Consider the following 17,690-nt stretch of genomic DNA (forward strand, 5'->3'; position numbering starts at 1 on the left):
CGTGAGGCGAATCCTTACGTCGTGTGGTCGTACGGGGGTACTCCCAGCGTCAACGATCACGGGCCGTCCCGCATTCCACGACGGGCGTTCCGGTTCTCCGGCCCTGCGCCCCGCCGGCCCCGCCTCAGCCGTACAGCGCCGCGACCTCCGTCGCGTACGCCCGCTCGATCGCCCTCCGCTTCAGCTTCAGGGACGGGGTGAGCAGCCCGTGCTCCTCGCTGAAGGGGTGCGCCAGGATCCGGAAGGTGCGGATCGACTCGGCCTGCGAGACCAGGGTGTTCGCCGCGACCACGCCCCGCCGGATCTCCGTCTCCAGGGCCGGGTCCCGCACCAGCTCGGCCGGGGCGAGCGGCGGCCGCCCCTGGATCGCGAGCCAGTGCTCCACCGCCTCCTGGTCGAGCGTCACCAGGGCGGCGACGTACGGGCGGTCGTTGCCGACGACGATGCACTGGGCGATCAGCGGATGCGCCCGCACCCGCTCCTCCAGGGCCCCGGGGGAGACGCTCTTGCCGCCCGACGTCACCAGGATCTCCTTCTTCCGCCCGGTGATCGTCAGGTAGCCGTCCTCGTCGAGGCTGCCGATGTCCCCGGTGGCCAGCCAGCCGTCGTTGAGGACGGCCGCGGTCGACTCGGGGTCGTTGAGGTAGCCGGAGAAGACCTGGCCGCCGTGCAGCCACACCTCCCCGTCCTCCGCGATGTGCACCGTCGTGCCCGGCACCGGCTGCCCGACCGTGCCGTACTTGATCCGCTCCGGAGGGTTCCCCGTGGCGGCCGCCGAGGTCTCGGTGAGCCCGTACCCCTCGAAGACCGTGACCCCCGCCCCCGCGAAGAAGAGGCCCAGCCTGCGGTCCATCGCCGAACCGCCCGACATCGCGTGCCGGACCCGCCCGCCCAGGGCCCCGCGCACCTTCCCGTACACCGTCTTCTCGAAGAACTGGTGCTGCACCCGCAGCGCCGCCGACGGCCCCGGCCCGCGCCCGAACGCCTTCTGCTCCAGCGCCTCGGCGTACGCCACCGCCACCTCCACGGCCTTGTCGAAGGGGCCCGCCTTCCCCTCGGCCTCCGCCCGCCGCCGGGCCGCGTGGAAGACCTTCTCGAAGACGTACGGCACCGCCAGGACGAAGCTCGGCCGGAAGGCCGCCAGGTCGGGGAGCAGCTCGGCCGCCGCCATCACGGGCTGGTGCCCCAGCTTCACCCCGCCCCGGACCGCCGCCACCTCCACCATCCGCCCGAAGACGTGCGCCAGCGGCAGGAACAGCAGCGTCGAGACCTGCTCCCCGGTCCGGGAGCGGAACACCGACTCCCAGCGGCCCGTCACCATGTCCGTCTCGAACATCAGGTGCGAGTGGGTGATCACACAGCCCTTGGGGCGGCCGGTCGTCCCCGACGTGTAGATGACCGTCGCCACCGTCTCGGGGGTCACCGCCCGCCGGTGCCGGTGCACGACCTCCTCGTCGATGCCGGCCCCCGCCGCCGTCACCTCCTCCACCGCGCCCGCGTCCAGCTGCCACAGGCGCCGCAGCAGGGGCAGCCGGTCGATCACCGAGCCGATCGTCATGGCGTGGTCCTCGTGCTCCACCACGCACGCCGTCACCTCGGCGTCGTGCAGCATCCAGAGGACCTGGTCGGCGGAGGAGGTCGGATAGATCGGCACGGGCTGCGCGCCCAGCGTCCACAGGGCGAAGTCGAAGAGCGTCCACTCGTACCGGGTGCGGGCCATGATCGCGACCCGGTCGCCGAACCGCACCCCCTCCGCGACCAGCCCCTTCGCGAGGCCCAGGACCTCGTCCCGGAACCGGGCGGCCGTCACGTCCCGCCACTCCCCGTCCGGGCCCTTGCGGCCGAAGGCGATCCGGCCGGGATCGGCCAGGGCGTGCGCGAACACGGCGTCCGCCAGACCGCCGACCTGAGGCGCCGCCTCGACGGGCGGCACGGTGAACTCGCGCACTGACCTGCTCCTCGACGGCTCGATGGCTGGAAAAGCCCGTTGGTCGCTCTCCGTACGGCGCGGGTGACGGTACCCCACCCGACTACCCGGTGGGAGGACCTTCACCAAGCCGGGACATTCACCGTTCGCACAGGTCAGAATGGGTGGGGGAGTCAAGTCGGGGGCGCGGCGGGGGGATTGCGTACCGAGCGGTACGTCCGCCGGGCGCGAATCTCCACGGAATCTGTACGGGCCGCTCACGGCGGACCCCGCACGCGGGCCCGCCCGCACGGAACCGGCGGCTCCGTCAGCCGGGGCACCGGAGCCGGGGGCCGCTCCGTCAGCCGGGGCGTCGGGAGCCGGGGGCCGCTCCGTCAGCGAGGGCGGTGCAGCCGGTCGCCGCCCGCCAGGATCGCCTCCGCGAGCGCGTCGGCCGCCTCCTGCGCCTCCCCGCCCCGGCGCCCCCGCCGCAGCACGAAGCCCACCTCGCCCAGGTCCGGCAGCCCCGCCCGGGCCGGCACGGGCACGAGCCCCGGCGGCACCAGGCCCCGGGTGTGCGCCATCACCCCGAGCCCCGCGCGGGCCGCCGCCACGTTCGCGCTCAGGCTGGAGCTCGTACAGGCGATCCGCCACGCCCGGCCCTGCGCCTCCAACGCCTCCAGGGCCCGCGCCCGGGTGATCCCCGGCGGCGGGTACAGGATGAGCGGCACCGGCCTGTCCGGTTCCAGCCGCAGCCCCGGCGACCCGATCCAGATCAGCGAGTCCTCCCAGACGAGCCGGCCCCCGCCCTCCGTGCCCCGCCGCTTGGCCAGGATCAGATCGAGCCGGCCGGCCGCGAGCCGGGCCTGGAGCGTCCCCGAGAGCCCGACCGTCAGCTCCAGGTCGACCTCGGGGTGCTCGCGCCGGAAGGACTCCAGGATCTCCGGCAGCCGGGTCGTCACGAAGTCCTCCGACGCCCCGAACCGCAGCCGCCCGCGCAGCCGCGTCCCCCCGAAGAACGCCGCCGCCCGCTCGTGCGCCTGGAGGATCGTCCGCGCGAAGCCGAGCATCGCCTCGCCGTCCTCGGTCAGCTCCACGCGGTGCGTGTCCCGGCTGAAGAGCGGCCGCCCGGTCGCCTCCTCCAGGCGCCGCACGTGCTGGCTGACGGTCGACTGGCGCACCCCGAGCCGCTCCGCGGCCCGCGTGAAGCTCAGCGTCTGGGCCACGGCGAGGAAGGTGCGCAGCTGGGTCGGCTCGTACACGGGCCGAGGCTATCGCGATCCGTGATGACAGTCAGAGCGCTGTACGGGATTCCCGATCACCGGGCCGTGGAGCAGGATGGACGCACCCGTACCCGTCCGCGTATCCGTACCCCGCCCGCCGCAGTACGACAGACAGCAGTGGAGCCCATGACCTCCCGCACCACCGGCCGCGCCCTCCGTCTCCTCTCCCGGCTCCCGGTCGACGGGTACGTCCTGGCGCTGCTCGGCACGGTCGTCCTCGCCGCGCTCCTGCCCGCCTCCGGGACCGCCGCGACCGTCGTGGAAGGGGCGTCGACCGGGGCCGTGGCCCTCCTCTTCTTCCTCTACGGGGCCCGGCTCTCCACCCGCGAGGCGCTCGACGGCCTGCGGCACTGGCGGCTCCACCTCACCGTCCTCGGCTCCACCTTCCTGCTCTTTCCGCTCCTCGGCCTCGCCGCGCGCGGCCTCGTCCCCGCCGTGCTCACGCCCCAGCTCTACGCCGGGCTCCTCTTCCTCTGCCTGGTGCCCTCCACCATCCAGTCCTCCATCGCCTTCACCTCGATCGCCCGCGGCAACGTGCCCGCCGCGATCTGCGCCGGCTCGTTCTCCTCGCTCGCCGGCATCGTCCTGACCCCGCTGCTCGCGGCGCTGCTCCTCGGGGGCGGCGCGGGCGGCCTCTCCGCCGACGGGATCCTGCGGATCGTCCTCCAGCTCCTCGTGCCGTTCCTCGCGGGCCAGTTCCTGCGCCGCTGGGTCGGCGGCTTCCTGGTCCGCCACAAGAAGGTCCTCGGCCGGGTGGACCGGGGGTCGATCCTGCTCGTCGTCTACACCGCCTTCAGCCAGGGCATGGTCGCCGGCATCTGGCACCTGGTGACCCCCGCCCGGCTCGGCCTGCTGCTGGCCGTCGAGGCCGTCCTGCTCGCGGTGATGCTGACGGCGACCTGGTACGGGGCCGGGCGCCTCGGCTTCGACCGGGCCGACCGGATCGCGATCCAGTTCGCCGGCTCGAAGAAGAGCCTGGCGGCCGGCCTCCCGATGGCCAGCGTCCTCTTCGGCGCCCAGGCCTCCCTCGCCGTCCTCCCGCTGATGCTCTTCCACCAGATGCAGCTGATGGTCTGCGCGGTCATCGCGAAACGCCGCGCCCACGAGGGGGAGACGGACGGCCCGACCGCCCCGGGGGCTCCCGCCCACGAGGGCGAGCCGACCGCCTCGGAACCCCGCGCGCACGGCGGAGGGCCGGCCGGCCCGGAGGCCCCCGCCCACGACAACGAGCCGCCCGTCCCGGAGCCCCGCGCGCACCCCCGCCCCACGGAGCGGGTCCCGTAGGCCGGATCACACCCCCGCCCCACCCCCGATGATCATCGGGGCCGCTACGGTGCTTCCATGCCCGCACTCGATCCCGGCCGCACCGCACCCGTCCCCGTCGACCTGACGGAACGCACCGTCGCGCTGCCCCCCGCCCCCCGCCCCGGCACGGTCGCCCCCCTCTCCGCGATCACCCCGGGCGGCCCGGAGTGACCCCGCCGATACGGTACGGGGCCCGGCCCTGCTCCCTCGTCGTCTGCCGGGGCTGCTGCTGCGGCGACGCCCGCAAGAACCCCGGCACCGACCACGACGCCCAGCTCGCCCGGCTCCGCGCGGCCGCCGCGGCCTCCGGCGGCCGGCTGATCGTCCGTACCAGCGACTGCCTCGGGCCCTGCGCCCAGGCCAACATCGTCGTGGTGCAGCCCTCCACCGAGGGCCGGCGGCGCGGCGGACGGGCCGCGTGGGTCGGGTTCACCCTGGACGACGACTGCCTCGACGACATCCTCGCCTGGACCGAGGCCGGCGGCCCCGGCATCGCCCCGCCCCCGGCGACCCTGGCCCTCCAGCTGGTCGACCCGCCGAAGAACTGAACCGCGCGCGGCCCGTACGGAACCCGCGGGGCACGGACCCGGGCGGAGCCCGTGCCCCCCACCGGCCCTTGTCACGGTCGGCCAAGCGGTACGGGTGAATGTTGGTGGTTTACGTCACTGGTTACCCATCAGTCGCTGGCAAGACTGGGTGGTCCTGCCGGACGAACGAACCACCTAGGGGGACCCTGAGCATGACGGGCACTCGCATTGCCGCGCTCGGGCACTACCAGCCCGCCAAGGTGCTGACCAACCACGACCTCGCCGGACTCGTCGACACCGACGACGCGTGGATCACCAGCCGGGTCGGCATCCGCACCCGGCACGTGGCGGGCCCCGACGAGCCCGTGGACGAGCTCGCCGCGCATGCCGCCGGCAAGGCCCTGGCCGCCGCCGGCCTCGCCCCCGACGACGTCGACATGGTCCTCGTCGCCACCTCCACCGCGATCGACCGCTCGCCGAACACGGCAGCCCGCGTCGCCGCCCGCCTCGGCATGACCTCGCCCGCCACCCTCGACCTCAACGTGGTCTGCGCCGGCTTCACCCACGCCCTGGCCACCGCCGACCACGCCGTCCGGGCCGGCGGGGCCCGCCGCGTCCTGGTGATCGGCGCCGACAAGATGACCGACGTGACCGACTGGACGGACCGCACCACCTGCGTCCTCGTCGGCGACGGCGCGGGCGCCGCCATCGTCGAGGCCGTCGAGGAAGGGGCCGAGGGCGCCGGGGGCATCGGCCCCGTCCTGTGGGGCTCGGTCCCCGGGATGGGCCACGCCGTCCGCATCGAGGGCACCCCGCCCCGCTTCGCCCAGGAGGGCCAGAGCGTCTACCGCTGGGCGACCCAGCAGCTCCCCGCCCTCGCCCGCAAGGCCTGCGAGCGCTCCGGCGTCGCCCCCGAGGAGCTCGCGGGCGTCGTCCTCCACCAGGCCAACCTGCGCATCATCGAGCCGCTCGCCGCGAAGATCGGCGCCGTCAACGCCGTCGTGGCCCGCGACGTCGTCGACTCCGGCAACACCTCCGCCGCCTCGATCCCGCTGGCCCTGGCCAAGCTGGTCGAGCGCGGCGAGCTGCCCTCCGGCGCCCCGGTCCTGCTCTTCGGCTTCGGCGGCAACCTCTCGTACGCCGGTCAGGTGATCCGGGTCCCGTAGGGGGATCCCCCGGTCGGGGCGCGCGGCCCCGGCGCACGGCGGCGGAGGCCGGTCCGGAGGCTCCCCGGGGCCCGTGCCCCGTTCGGCGGAGCCCGGTGGCGGCGCGCCGGGGACGGGCCTAGCTTCGAACGCGGTGAGGGTCGTCCCTTCCGGCGGCGGAACCGCTCCCCGTCCGGGCCCTCGCGCGATCGGAGGAACGCCATGCGTGCGATACGCGTCGTCGTCTCCGCCGCCCTGCTCGGCGCCGCCGCCGTGACGACGGCGGGCCCGGCGGCCCTCGCGACCGAGGACGAGGGCACCGTCACGTCGTTCGGCTTCTCCGCCACCCCGGAGACGGTCGTCCCCGGCGACACCGTCACCCTCACGTCCGAGGGCTGCGAGGCGCCGTCCGTGACGGCGGCCTCCGGCGTGTTCGACACCGTGACCCTCGAAGAGGGCCGTCCGGGCACCGCGACCGTGGACTCCGACGCCAAGCCCGGCGCCCGGTACGAGATCACCTTCGACTGCGCGGGCGAACGCGGCACCACCAGCCTGACCGTCGCGGGAGACGGCGCCCGGGAACACGGCGACGGCGTCACCGACCCCGCCGACCCCGCTGCCCCTGCCGCCCCTGTCGAACCGGCTGATCCCGCCGTTCCCGTCGAACCCGCCGACCCCACCGACGCCGGAGGCACCGGCACCGGAGGCATCGGAGGGCACGACACCGGCGCCCAGAAGGGCGTGAAGGCCGGCTACGGGACCGCCGCCTCCGGCGCGGAGTCCGACGGGCTCGGCACGGCCGAGGTGGTGACGGGCGTCCTGCTCATCGTCGGCGCGCTCGGCTCCGCCGTCGTCCTGACCCGCCGCCGCACCGCCGACGGCCGCTTCTGACGGCCGGGCCCGAGGGAACCCGAAACGGCCCCTCCGTCCCGGTGTGACGAGGTCCGGGACGGAGGGGCGCCATACGAGCACGAGACCGCGCGGGCACCCGGCGGCCGTGGAGGAGAACGGACGTGGGGCGAGCGGACAGCACGGGCCGGCACGGCGCCTGGGGCGCCGTCGCCGTCGCCCTCCTCATGGGGGTGCACCTCGTGCGCGGCGGTACGGAGGAGCTGCGGGCGGCTGGACCGCCGCAGCCCCTCGCCGCGGCGGCCCCCGCCGCCCGCGCCGACGCCGCCTTCCTCGCCCCCGCCTCCGTACCCGACCCGCTGCCCGCCTCGCTCCCGACCCGGGTCCGCGTCCCGGCCGTCCGCATCGACGCGCCCGTCACGCCGGTCGGACTCGACGCCGACGGCTGGATCGAGGCCCCGCCGCCGGAGGACGACCGGTTCGCGGGCTGGTTCACCGGCGCGGTCACCCCCGGCGAGCGCGGCACCGCCGTCGTCGTCGGCCACGTCGACACCCCGGCCGGCCCGGCCGTCTTCTACGGCCTCGGCGCCGTGGACCGGGGCAGCCGCGTCGAGGTCGCGCGCCGCGACGGGCGGACCGCCGTCTTCACCGTGTACGGGGTCGAGGTCGTCCCCAAGGAGGGCTTCCCCGCCCGGCGGGTCTACGCCGACTCCGGCCGTCCCGAACTGCGCCTGATCACCTGCGGCGGCCCGTACACGGAGGAGGGCGGCTACGAGGGCAACGTGGTGGTCTCGGCCCGCCTCACCGAGGTCCGCTGACCCCGCTCCTCCCCGTGTACGTCCCCTCTTTGTCCTGTCCCGGGAAAAAGTCGGACGGATTCGCGCACGACTTCTTCCCAACCCGTGGGGCCGCTGCTACGTTCCCCCGAAAGCCGACGGAGAACCCGGCGACACCGCGTGCGGAACGGCACGGGGGAGAGGGAGGGGCGCGTGAGACGCATGACGGCACGACCCGCCAACCGGCACCAGGCACGCCTCCTCCGGCTGCTGCGCGACGAAGGCCCCAGCTCCCGCGCGCAGTTGGGCGACCGGATCGACCTCTCGCGCTCCAGGCTCGCCGTCGAGGTCGACCGGCTCCTGGAGACCGGGCTCGTCGTCGCCGACGGCCTCGCCGCCTCCCGGGGCGGCCGCCGCTCCCACAACGTCCGCCTCGCGCCCGGACTCCGCTTCCTCGGCGTCGACATCGGCGCCACCTCGATCGACGTCGCCGTCACCAACGCCGAACTGGAGGTCCTGGGACACCTCAACCACCCCATGGACGTCCGCGAGGGGCCCGTCGCCGTCTTCGAACAGGCCCTGTCGATGGCGGCGAAGCTCCGCTCCACGGGCCTCGCGGAGGGTTTCGACGGCGCCGGAATCGGCGTCCCCGGACCCGTCCGCTTCCCCGAGGGCGTCCCCGTCGCGCCGCCGATCATGCCCGGCTGGGACGGCTTCCCCGTACGGGAGGCGCTCAGTCAGGAACTCGGCTGCCCCGTCATGGTCGACAACGACGTGAACCTCATGGCCATGGGGGAGCGGCACGCCGGAGTCGCCCGCTCCGTCGACGACTTCCTCTGCGTCAAGATCGGCACGGGCATCGGCTGCGGCATCGTCGTCGGCGGCCGGGTCCACCGGGGCGCGACGGGCAGCGCCGGCGACATCGGGCACATCCAGGTCGAGCCGGACGGCCGCCCCTGCGCCTGCGGCAACCACGGCTGCCTGGAAGCCCACTTCGGCGGCGCCGCCCTCGCCCGCGACGCCGAGGACGCGGCGCGCGACGGCCGGTCCGAGGAGCTGGCCGCCCGGCTCGCGGCGGCCGGACACCTCACCGCCGTCGACGTCGCGGCGGCCGCCGCCGCGGGCGACGCCACCTCGCTCGCCCTCATCCGCGAGGGCGGCCGGCGGGTCGGGCAGGTCATCGCCGGACTCGTCAGCTTCTTCAACCCCGGTCTGGTGGTGATCGGGGGCGGTGTCACCGGCCTCGGCCACAACCTCCTCGCCAGTGTCCGCACCCAGGTCTACCGGCAGTCCCTGCCCCTGGCCACCGGCAACCTCCCCATCGTCCTCGGCGAACTCGGCCAGACCGCCGGCGTGACCGGCGCGACCCGCCTCATCAGCGACCACCTCTTCTCCCCGGCGTAACACCCGGGCCCCGCACCGCCCGAATCGCCGCACCGCCCGCACCGCCGCACCAGAGGGCGCCGCCCGCACCCGGCCGCCCGCACCCGGCCGCCCGTACCGGACCGGCCTTGCCCGGCCCGTCCGCCCCACCCGTACGTCCGTACGCCTCGATCCGACCCGCCCCGCCTCCCGCACGCCCCCACCCCCGCACCACGCGCTCCGCGCCCGGCCGTTCCGCCCACCGGGCCGCACCCACCCGTACGCCAGCCTCACCAGTGCGCCCACCCCCCACCCGTACGCCCCGCGCCCACCCGCATCCGCCGAGGGGAACTCCGCCATGGCCCCAGACCCCCGCCCGCCCCTGCTCACCATGTCCGGCATCACCAAGTCGTTCCCCGGCGTCCGCGCCCTCGACGGCGTCGACCTGGAGGTCGCGCCCGGCGAGGTCCACTGCCTCCTCGGCCAGAACGGCGCCGGGAAGTCCACCCTGATCAAGGTCCTCGCCGGCGCCCACCAGCCCGACGGCGGCCGCGTCGTCTGGAACGGCGAGCCCGTACGGCTCCGCTCCCCGAGCGCCGCCGTCCGCCTCGGCATCGCCACCCTCCACCAGGAGCTCGACCTGGTCGAAGGACTCTCCGTCGCGGAGAACGCCTACCTCGGACACGAGCCCGCCACCGCCGGGTTCGTCCGCGCCCGGGCCGCGCGGACCGCCACCGCCGCCCTCCTGAAACGCCTCGGTCACCCCGAGATCGACCCCGCCCGGCGCGTCGGCGGACTCTCCGCCGCCCAGCGGCAGATCGTCTCCATGGCCCGCGCGCTCTCCCACGACGTCCGCCTCATCGTCATGGACGAGCCCTCCGCCGCCCTCGACCCCGACGAGGTCGACAACCTCTTCCGGATCGTCGCCGACCTCACCGCCGACGGCGTCGCCGTCCTCTACATCTCCCACCGCCTGGAGGAGATCCGCCGGATCGGCGACCGCGTCACCGTCCTCAAGGACGGCCGGGCCGTCGCCCGCGGACTGCCCGCCGCGACCACCCCGACCCGCGAGGTCGTCGCCCTGATGACCGGCCGGGACGTCCCGTACGCCTTCCCGGACCGCCCCGGCCCCGATGAGGCGCCTGCCCCCGAGCCCGTCCTCACCGTCCAAGGCCTGGCCCGGCAGGGCGAGTTCGAGGCGTTCGACCTCGCCCTGCGTCCCGGCGAGATCGTCGGCCTCGCCGGACTCGTCGGCTCCGGCCGCTCCGAGATCCTGGAGACCGTCTACGGCGCGCGGCGGCCCACCGCCGGCCGGGTCCTCGTCGACGGGCGCCCCCTGCGCCCCGGCAGCGTCCCGGCCGCCGTCCGCGCCGGACTCGGCCTCGCCCCCGAGGAGCGCAAGGCCCAGGGCCTGCTCCTCCTCGAATCCGTCACCCGCAACGTCTCCGTCTCCTCCCTCGGCCGCTTCTCCCGCGCCGGCTGGATCGACCGCGCCGCCGAACGCGCCGCCGCCCGGACCGCCACCCGGGGGCTCTCCCTCCGCCCCGACCACCCCGAGGCCCCCGTCCGCACCCTCTCAGGCGGCAACCAGCAGAAGGCCGTCCTCGCCCGCTGGCTGCTCCGCGGCTGCCGCGTCCTCCTCCTCGACGAACCCACCCGGGGCGTCGACGTCGGCGCCCGCGCCGAGCTCTACGCCGTCGTCCGGCGCCTCGCCGACGAGGGCCTGGCCGTCCTCCTGGTCTCCAGCGAGGTGCCCGAGGTCCTCGGCCTCGCCGACCGCGTCCTGGTCCTGCGCGAGGGCCGGGTCGTCCACGAGGCGCCCGCCCGCGACCTCGACGAACACCGCGTACTCGACCTCGTGATGGAAGGGAGCCCGGCGGCATGACGCTCACCACCCCCGCCGACACGCCGCCCCGGGAAGGGCGCCGGCCGGCGCTCGGCCTCCGGCCCGACGTCCGCAACCTGTCCCTGCTCGGCGTGCTCGCCGCCCTGGTCCTCGTCGGCGGCCTCACCCGGCCCGCCGAGTTCCTGGCCGCCTCCAACCTGCAACTCGTCCTGACCCAGGCCTCCGTCATCGGCGTCGTCACCGTCGGCATGACCTTCGTCATCACCGGCGGCGGCATCGACCTCTCCGTCGGCGCGGTCGTCGCCCTCGCCTCCGTCTGGGCCACCACCCTCGCCACCCAGGAGTTCGGCTTCGCCGGCATCCTCTTCACGGCGGTCGTCGTCGGCCTCGGCTGCGGCCTGGTGAACGGCCTCCTCGTCGCGTACGGCGGGATGGTCCCCTTCATCGCCACCCTCGCGATGCTCGCCTCCGCCCGCGGCCTCGCCCTCCAGATCACCGAGGGCAGGACCCAGATCGTCACCGTCCCGTCCGTCCTCGACCTGGGTCTGCCCGACTCCTACCTCCTCGGGATCCCGCCGCTCGTCCTCGTCTTCGCGGCCGTCACCGCCGCCGGCTGGCTGCTGCTCAACCGCACCACCTTCGGCCGCCGCACCGTCGCCGTCGGCGGCAACCCCGAGGCCGCCCGGCTCGCCGGCATCGACGTGCGCCGCCAGCGCCTGCTGCTCTACCTGCTCTCCGGCCTGTGCTGCGGCATCGCCGCCTTCCTCCTGATCGTGCTCTCCGGCTCCGGCCAGAACACCAACGGCAACCTGTACGAGCTCGACGCCATCGCCGCCGCCATCATCGGCGGCACCCTCCTCAGCGGCGGCCGGGGCACCGTCGCAGGCTCCGTCCTCGGCGTCCTCGTCTTCACCACGATCACCAACCTCTTCGCCCTCAACAACCTCCAGAGCGACGTCCAGCAGATCGCCAAGGGCGCGATCATCGTCGCCGCCGTCCTGGTCCAGCACCGCACCGCCCGCGACCCCCACTGAGCACCCCCGCACCACCCCCCGGACAACCGCACCCGAAGGGACCCACCGCCATGCCCGCGACCAGCCGCAGACACCTCCTCCTCGGCGGCGCCGCCGTCTCCGCCGGCGTCCTGCTCACCGCCTGCACCAGCAACGAACCCAAGGGGCAGACCCCCGCCGGGAGCGCCGCCCCCGCCGCCGACGGCAAACCCGGCACCCCCGTCACCATCGGCTTCGCCGGCCCGCAGGCCGACCACGGCTGGCTCAACGCCATCAACGAGAACGCCAAGCGGCGCGCCGCGACGTACTCCGACGTCACCCTGGAGATCACCGAGGGCTCCAACGACACCGCCGCCCAGATCGGCCAGGTCCAGACCCTCGTCAACAAGAAGGTCGACGTCCTCGTCGTCCTCCCCGCCGACGGCAAGGCCCTCACCCAGGTCGGCCTCCAGGCCATGCGGGCCGGCATCCCCGTCGTCAACCTCGACCGGATCTTCGCCTCCCCGCAGGCCTACCGCTGCTGGATCGGCGGCGACAACTACGGCATGGGCCTCAACGCCGGCCGCTTCATCGGCGAGCGGCTCAAGGACAAGCCGGACGCCACCGTCGTCGAACTCGCCGGCATGGACGGCCTCGAACTCACCAAGCAGCGCACCCAGGGCTTCGACGACGCCCTCAAGAACTATCCCAACATCCGCAAGGTCGCCCGCCAGGCCGCCGACTTCACCGTCGAGTCGGGTCAGGCCAAGATGGCCCAACTGCTCCAGGCCCAGCCGAAGTTCGACGCCCTCTGGAACCACGACGACGACCAGGGAGTGGGCGCGCTCCGCGCCATCGCCCAGGCCGGCCGCAAGGACTTCCTCATGGTCGGCGGCGCCGGGGCCAAGTCCGCCATGGACGCCATCAAGGCCGACGACGGCGTCCTCAAGGCCACCGTCCTCTACCCGCCGACCATGGCCGCCTCCGCGATCGACCTCGCCCGCGCCCTCGGCCAGAAGAAGGGGATCGGCGGCATGTCCGAACTGGAGATCCCCGCCTCGATCACCCTCTACTCGGCCGTCGTCACCAAGGAGAACGTCGACGAGTACCTGCCCACCGGCTTCCACTGACCCCGCCGGCACCGGAGCACCCGCAGCGCACACCACGAGAGGGAGGAACCGCATGGAACGGGTCACGGAGAGCGGGGCCGCGCCACCGGCCCTCGGCATCGGCATGGTCGGTTACGCGTTCATGGGCGCCGCCCACTCCCAGGGCTGGCGCACCGCGGGCCGCGTCTTCGACCTGCCGCTGCGGCCCGTCCTCGCCGCCGTCGCCGGCCGCGACGCCGACGCCGTCCGGGCCGCCGCCCGCCGGCACGGCTGGGCCGCCGCAGAGACCGACTGGCGCGCCCTGATCGCCCGCGACGACGTCCAGCTCGTCGACATCTGCACCCCGGGCGACAGCCACGCGGAGATCGCGATCGCCGCCCTGGAGGCCGGCAAGCACGTGCTGTGCGAGAAGCCGCTCGCCAACTCGGTGGCCGAGGCCGAGGCGATGACGGCCGCCGCCGAGGCCGCCGCCGCCCGGGGCCGGATCGCCATGGTCGGCTTCAACTACCGCCGGGTGCCGGCCCTCGCGTACGCCCGGGGGCTCGTCGCCGAAGGCCGGCTCGGGGCCCTGCGGCACGTCCGCGTCACGTACCTCCAGGACTGGCTGGTCGACCCGGACTTCCCGCTGACCTGGCGCCTGGAGCGCGAGCACGCCGGGTCGGGGGCGCTCGGGGACCTGGGGGCGCACGCCGTCGACCTCGCCCAGTACCTGGCGGGGGAGCCGCTGGTCGGGGTGTCGGCGCTCACCGAGACCTTCGTGCGGGAGCGCCCGCTGCTCGCGGGGGCCGCCGCGGGCCTCTCCGCGGGGCCGGCGGGGGGGACCCGCGGGCGGGTCACGGTCGACGACGCGGCCCTGTTCACCGGGCGGCTCGCCTCCGGGGCGCTCGCCTCCTTCGAGGCGACCCGGATGGCCGCCGGACGCAAGAACGCGCTGCGCCTGGAGGTCAACGGGGAGCGCGGCTCGCTCGCCTTCGACCTGGAGCGGCTCAACGAACTCTCCTTCCACGACCACACCGAGCCCGCCGTCACGGCCGGCTTCCGCCGCGTCCTCGTCACCGAGCCCGGCCACCCCTACCTGGAGGGCTGGTGGCCGCCCGGCCACGCGCTCGGCTACGAGCACACCTTCGCCCACCAGGCCCGCGACCTGGTCCACGCCGTCGCCACCGGCACCGCCCCCGCGCCCTCCTTCGCCGACGGCCTCCAGGTCCAGCGGGTCCTGGCGGCGGTGGAGGAGAGCGCCCGCAACGCCGCCGTCTACACCCCCGTACTCCCCTCACTCCCCGTGTCCCCCGTGTCCCGCTAGGAGGCCAGGACCGTGCCACGACCCTTCACCCTCTTCACCGGCCAGTGGGCCGACCTGCCCCTGGAGGAGGTCTGCCGGCTCGCCCGCGACTTCGGCTACGACGGCCTCGAACTCGCCTGCTGGGGCGACCACTTCGAGGTGGACCGGGCCCTCGCCGACCCGGCGTACGTCAAGGGCCGGCGGGAACTGCTCGACGCGTACGGCCTGAAGTGCTGGGCGGTCTCCAACCACCTGGTGGGGCAGGCCGTCTGCGACGACCCGATCGACGAGCGCCACCGGGCGATCGTGCCCGCCCGGATCTGGGGCGACGGCGACGCCGAGGGGGTGCGGCGGCGGGCGGCCCGCGAGCTCGCGGACACCGCGCGGGCCGCGGCGGCGCTCGGCGTCGACACCGTCGTCGGCTTCACCGGCTCCTCCGTCTGGCACCTGGTGGCGATGTTCCCGCCGGTCCCCGAGCACATGGTCGAGCGCGGCTTCGAGGACTTCGCGGAGCGCTGGAACCCGATCCTGGACGTCTTCGACGCCGAGGGCGTCCGCTTCGCCCACGAGGTGCACCCCAGCGAGATCGCCTACGACTACTGGACCACCCTGCGGGCCCTGGAGGCGGTCGGCCGGCGCCCCGCCTTCGGCCTGAACTTCGACCCGAGCCACTTCGTGTGGCAGGACCTCGACCCGGTCGGCTTCCTGTGGGACTTCCGCGACCGGATCTACCACGTGGACTGCAAGGAGGCCCGCAAGCGCCTCGACGGGCGCAACGGACGGCTCGGCTCCCACCTGCCCTGGGGCGACCCCCGGCGCGGCTGGGACTTCGTCTCCGCCGGCCACGGCGACGTGCCCTGGGAGGACGTCTTCCGGATGCTCCGCTCGATCGGCTACGCCGGACCGGTCTCCGTGGAGTGGGAGGACGCGGGCATGGACCGGCTCACCGGCGCCCCCGAGGCCCTCGCCTTCCTCAGGCGGTACGACTTCGACCCGCCGGCCGCCTCCTTCGACGCGGCCTTCGGCACCGAGCCCTGACCCGCCCCGATCCGACCTGACGGACTCCCCCCGAAGCATTGGCCTGGACCGCGCGCGGTCGCCAAGGTGGCTCCCACGGAGCCGGCGTCGGGGGGCGTCGGGCTCCCCCTCTTCCTCCGTTCGGCCGTCCGCCCCACGCTCCGTAAGCCGAAAAACACCCGCCGCACACATGCCCGGACAATTCGGACCGGATCAAGCTCTCCGACCCCACCGCACCCCACTGACCACGGAAAACGCTGGTGAAAGGCGCCTCGAACCCCTGGTAGAGTTATCTCTGTCGCCGCGGGGGAAACCCCGAAACGACAACAACACCTGGTCCGGGTGGCGGAATGGCAGACGCGCTAGCTTGAGGTGCTAGTGCCCTTTATCGGGCGTGGGGGTTCAAGTCCCCCCTCGGACACAAGAAGAAGTGCCGGTCGATCTCGCATCGACCGGCACTTCCCGTATGCGCCCGCACTTCCGTGATCAGGCCTTCCCGCGATCAACCCTTCCGCGCCACCACCAGCCGGCACACCGGGCTGCCGTCCTCCCGGCGGCCCAGGGGCTCGACCGGGACGAGGGTGACGTCGAAGCCGGCCGTCTCCAGGCGGGTGCGGACGTCCGCGAGGCGGAAGGTGCGGTAGTACATGACGAAGGGCGGGCGCCGGAGCGCGTTCCTGACCCGCATCACCGTGTCGAAGCCCCACAGGGTCCAGTAGGCGCGCGAGCCGACGCGGGGCGGGGCCGGGAGGGGGAAGGCGAAGGTGCCGCCCGGCCGGAGCGAGGCGTGGACCCGGGCGAAGAGGGTGCCCTGCTCGTCCGGCAGGAAGTGGCCGAAGGCGCCGAAGCTGACCGCCAGGTCGAAGACCGGGCCGAAGGGCAGGGCCAGGGCGTCGGCGCGGACCAGGTCGGCCCCGGGGTGGGCGCGGCGCGCCTCGGCCAGCATGCCCGTACTGAAGTCGACCCCCGCGACCCGGCCCGCGCAGACCGCGCGGAGGACGCCGAGCCCGGCGCCGGTGCCGCAGCAGACGTCGAGGCCCGAGTCGAAGGGGCCCAGGGGTTCCAGGGTGCGGGTCACCGCGTCCAGGAGGCGGTCGGAGGTGCGGAAGGGGGTCGCGTCGAACCTGGCCGCGAGCAGGTCGTAGCCGTGCTCGACCGAGGAGAGGGCCTGGACGGTCAGTTCGCGGAGGCTGGGGCCCTGCGGAGAGAACATGGCCCCGACCCTATGCCGTGACGGTCCGTGCGCGTCAGAGCGCGCTGCGCACCGGGGGCCCCGACCAGGACGGCGCGATGCCCGTCAGCTGGCAGGTCAGCAGGTACAGGGGGATCGGCGGCGTGTAGGGCGAGGTGCCGTCGGGGTGGTGGATCAGCCGGGGCCGGCGGTCCGGGATCTCCGCGCCGGGCGCGTAGCAGGAGGGCAGCGGCCAGGTCAGGTCCAGGTCCGAGCCGGCCGGGACGAGCCACCACCACCAGTCGGAGTCGGCGTAGACGCAGCCGTTGGCGGGGAGTCGGGAGAGGACCTTGAAGCCGAAGCGGGCGGGGAGGCCGACGGCGTCGCGACCGAGGCCGGGGTGCAGGTCGGCGGGGACGGCGAGGCGGGTGGTGGCGTCCGGCCGCCGGGAGCCGGCGGGGTCCGCCGGGCCGGGGCCGCCACGGGAGGGGGTGCCCGGGGCGCGGAGGTCGTCCCGTTCGAGGCGCAGTTCCAGGGGGCGGCCGGCGGCCGGCACCAGGCCGAGCCCGGGGCGGCGGCGGGCCCGCGGCAGCATGCGGGTCGCCATCGACCTCAGCACGGTTCCCCCGTGCCGTGGGCCAGCTCGGCCCAGACGATCTGCGACGTGCCGTGCCCGGTGCGCTCGGCGCCCCACGCGCTGCACAGCGCGTCGACGATGATCAGCCCCCGGCCGCGCTCGTCCTCGCCGCAGTCGCGGATCCGCGGCCCCGCGGGACCGCCCTCGTCCCGCACCGCTATCCGCAGCTTCTCCTCGCCCTCGCGGAGCTCGCACACGAAACGGCCGCTGGCGGTGTGCACGACGGCGTTGGTGACCAGCTCGGAGACGATCAGGGAGACGGTGTCGCGTATCTCGGGTCCGCAGCCCCAGATGATGAGCCGTTCCTCCGCGAGGCGACGGGCCCGCGCGACCGACGCGGTGAGGGCCGGGAGCTCGAAGGCGAAGCGCCGCACGGCGCCGGTATCGGTCTGGGGCTGTGGGCGCTGGGCCATGACGCGGGGACTCATGAGACCTGAAGGCTGCGCGTTACCAGAAGCCACGACCGGTTCCTCACAACAGTGG

Annotated in this window: 17 protein-coding genes and 1 tRNA gene; 13 read left to right on the top strand and 5 right to left on the bottom strand. The window is 74.7% G+C overall.

The features are described 5' to 3' along the window. Positions 1–124: 124 nt before the first annotated feature. Positions 125–1,948, bottom strand: a complete 1,824-nt coding sequence (locus CP977_RS28420) for an AMP-dependent synthetase/ligase (protein WP_062751378.1) — start codon at positions 1,946–1,948, stop codon at positions 125–127. Between the two features lie 353 nt (positions 1,949–2,301). Further along, on the bottom strand, positions 2,302–3,168 hold the full coding sequence (locus CP977_RS28425; RefSeq protein ID WP_062751376.1) for a LysR substrate-binding domain-containing protein: 867 nt from the start codon (positions 3,166–3,168) through the stop codon (positions 2,302–2,304). Between the two features lie 147 nt (positions 3,169–3,315). Between CP977_RS28425 and CP977_RS28430 the strand changes: the two genes are divergently transcribed. The 13 genes from CP977_RS28430 (at position 3,316) to CP977_RS28490 (ending at position 15,820) form a co-directional block, all read left to right on the top strand. After that, positions 3,316–4,473 carry a bile acid:sodium symporter family protein gene (locus CP977_RS28430; protein WP_229991470.1) on the top strand — a complete coding sequence of 386 codons (1,158 nt, stop codon included), beginning with the start codon at positions 3,316–3,318 and terminating at the stop codon, positions 4,471–4,473. A 57-nt stretch (positions 4,474–4,530) separates the two neighbouring features. Next, positions 4,531–4,665: a hypothetical protein gene (locus CP977_RS35260; protein ID WP_260321779.1), complete on the top strand. Its 135-nt coding sequence runs from the start codon at positions 4,531–4,533 to the stop codon at positions 4,663–4,665. Then, a complete protein-coding gene (locus CP977_RS28440) occupies positions 4,662–5,042 on the top strand; it encodes a hypothetical protein (RefSeq protein WP_062751374.1) in 381 nt (126 codons plus the stop codon). The genes CP977_RS35260 and CP977_RS28440 overlap by 4 nt, the downstream gene beginning before the upstream one ends. A 191-nt stretch (positions 5,043–5,233) precedes the next feature. Next, the gene (locus CP977_RS28445; RefSeq protein ID WP_062751372.1) at positions 5,234–6,187 is read left to right on the top strand and encodes a beta-ketoacyl-ACP synthase III; all 954 of its coding nucleotides are present in this window, start codon (positions 5,234–5,236) and stop codon (positions 6,185–6,187) included. A 201-nt stretch (positions 6,188–6,388) separates the two neighbouring features. Next, positions 6,389–7,057, top strand: coding sequence for a hypothetical protein (locus tag CP977_RS28450; protein WP_152371033.1), 669 nt, complete (start codon positions 6,389–6,391; stop codon positions 7,055–7,057). A gap of 122 nt (positions 7,058–7,179) precedes the next feature. Then, complete coding sequence (locus tag CP977_RS28455) at positions 7,180–7,833, top strand: class F sortase (protein WP_062751368.1); 654 nt, start codon at positions 7,180–7,182, stop codon at positions 7,831–7,833. A gap of 180 nt (positions 7,834–8,013) precedes the next feature. Further along, a complete protein-coding gene (locus CP977_RS28460; protein WP_062751366.1) occupies positions 8,014–9,195 on the top strand; it encodes an ROK family transcriptional regulator in 1,182 nt (393 codons plus the stop codon). Positions 9,196–9,511: 316 nt separating this feature from the next. Beyond that, entirely contained in the window at positions 9,512–11,038 is a 1,527-nt protein-coding gene (locus CP977_RS28465) for a sugar ABC transporter ATP-binding protein (protein WP_062751363.1), read from the top strand. After that, complete coding sequence (locus CP977_RS28470; protein WP_062751361.1) at positions 11,035–12,033, top strand: ABC transporter permease; 999 nt, start codon at positions 11,035–11,037, stop codon at positions 12,031–12,033. Before CP977_RS28465 ends, CP977_RS28470 begins: the two co-directional genes overlap by 4 nt. A 50-nt stretch (positions 12,034–12,083) precedes the next feature. Further along, a complete protein-coding gene (locus CP977_RS28475) occupies positions 12,084–13,121 on the top strand; it encodes a substrate-binding domain-containing protein (RefSeq protein WP_152371034.1) in 1,038 nt (345 codons plus the stop codon). A 52-nt stretch (positions 13,122–13,173) separates the two neighbouring features. Beyond that, entirely contained in the window at positions 13,174–14,403 is a 1,230-nt protein-coding gene (locus CP977_RS28480) for a Gfo/Idh/MocA family protein (protein WP_152371035.1), read from the top strand. A gap of 12 nt (positions 14,404–14,415) precedes the next feature. After that, positions 14,416–15,420: a sugar phosphate isomerase/epimerase family protein gene (locus CP977_RS28485; RefSeq protein ID WP_109184406.1), complete on the top strand. Its 1,005-nt coding sequence runs from the start codon at positions 14,416–14,418 to the stop codon at positions 15,418–15,420. A gap of 315 nt (positions 15,421–15,735) precedes the next feature. Continuing rightward, positions 15,736–15,820 (top strand) — tRNA-Leu (locus CP977_RS28490). An 81-nt stretch (positions 15,821–15,901) separates the two neighbouring features. Here the strand turns inward: CP977_RS28490 and CP977_RS28495 are convergent. From CP977_RS28495 to CP977_RS28505, 3 genes are read right to left on the bottom strand one after another with little or no spacing between them, the layout of a single operon-like run. After that, entirely contained in the window at positions 15,902–16,612 is a 711-nt protein-coding gene (locus tag CP977_RS28495; RefSeq protein WP_062751353.1) for a class I SAM-dependent methyltransferase, read from the bottom strand. 34 nt (positions 16,613–16,646) lie between these two features. Beyond that, positions 16,647–17,177 (bottom strand): hypothetical protein, encoded by a 531-nt coding sequence (locus tag CP977_RS28500; RefSeq protein ID WP_104860356.1) that lies wholly within the window; start codon positions 17,175–17,177, stop codon positions 16,647–16,649. Between the two features lie 5 nt (positions 17,178–17,182). Then, positions 17,183–17,620: an ATP-binding protein gene (locus CP977_RS28505; protein ID WP_062751350.1), complete on the bottom strand. Its 438-nt coding sequence runs from the start codon at positions 17,618–17,620 to the stop codon at positions 17,183–17,185. Between the last annotated feature and the right edge of the window lie 70 nt (positions 17,621–17,690).

This window comes from Streptomyces cinereoruber (genome assembly GCF_009299385.1).
Classification (GTDB): domain Bacteria; phylum Actinomycetota; class Actinomycetes; order Streptomycetales; family Streptomycetaceae; genus Streptomyces; species Streptomyces bikiniensis.

Bases quoted from the DNA above. Each gene is read 5' to 3' on its own strand.
- CP977_RS28505 (WP_062751350.1), bottom strand. From the start codon at position 17,620: ATGGCCCAGCGCCCACAGCCCCAGACCGATACCGGCGCCGTGCGGCGC.
- CP977_RS28495 (WP_062751353.1), bottom strand. From the start codon at position 16,612: ATGTTCTCTCCGCAGGGCCCCAGCCTCCGCGAACTGACCGTCCAGGCC.
- CP977_RS35260 (WP_260321779.1), top strand. From the start codon at position 4,531: ATGCCCGCACTCGATCCCGGCCGCACCGCACCCGTCCCCGTCGACCTG.
- CP977_RS28465 (WP_062751363.1), top strand. From the start codon at position 9,512: ATGGCCCCAGACCCCCGCCCGCCCCTGCTCACCATGTCCGGCATCACC.
- CP977_RS28450 (WP_152371033.1), top strand. From the start codon at position 6,389: ATGCGTGCGATACGCGTCGTCGTCTCCGCCGCCCTGCTCGGCGCCGCC.
- CP977_RS28460 (WP_062751366.1), top strand. From the start codon at position 8,014: ATGACGGCACGACCCGCCAACCGGCACCAGGCACGCCTCCTCCGGCTG.
- CP977_RS28430 (WP_229991470.1), top strand. From the start codon at position 3,316: ATGACCTCCCGCACCACCGGCCGCGCCCTCCGTCTCCTCTCCCGGCTC.
- CP977_RS28475 (WP_152371034.1), top strand. From the start codon at position 12,084: ATGCCCGCGACCAGCCGCAGACACCTCCTCCTCGGCGGCGCCGCCGTC.
- CP977_RS28500 (WP_104860356.1), bottom strand. From the start codon at position 17,177: ATGGCGACCCGCATGCTGCCGCGGGCCCGCCGCCGCCCCGGGCTCGGC.
- CP977_RS28445 (WP_062751372.1), top strand. From the start codon at position 5,234: ATGACGGGCACTCGCATTGCCGCGCTCGGGCACTACCAGCCCGCCAAG.
- CP977_RS28470 (WP_062751361.1), top strand. From the start codon at position 11,035: ATGACGCTCACCACCCCCGCCGACACGCCGCCCCGGGAAGGGCGCCGG.
- CP977_RS28480 (WP_152371035.1), top strand. From the start codon at position 13,174: ATGGAACGGGTCACGGAGAGCGGGGCCGCGCCACCGGCCCTCGGCATC.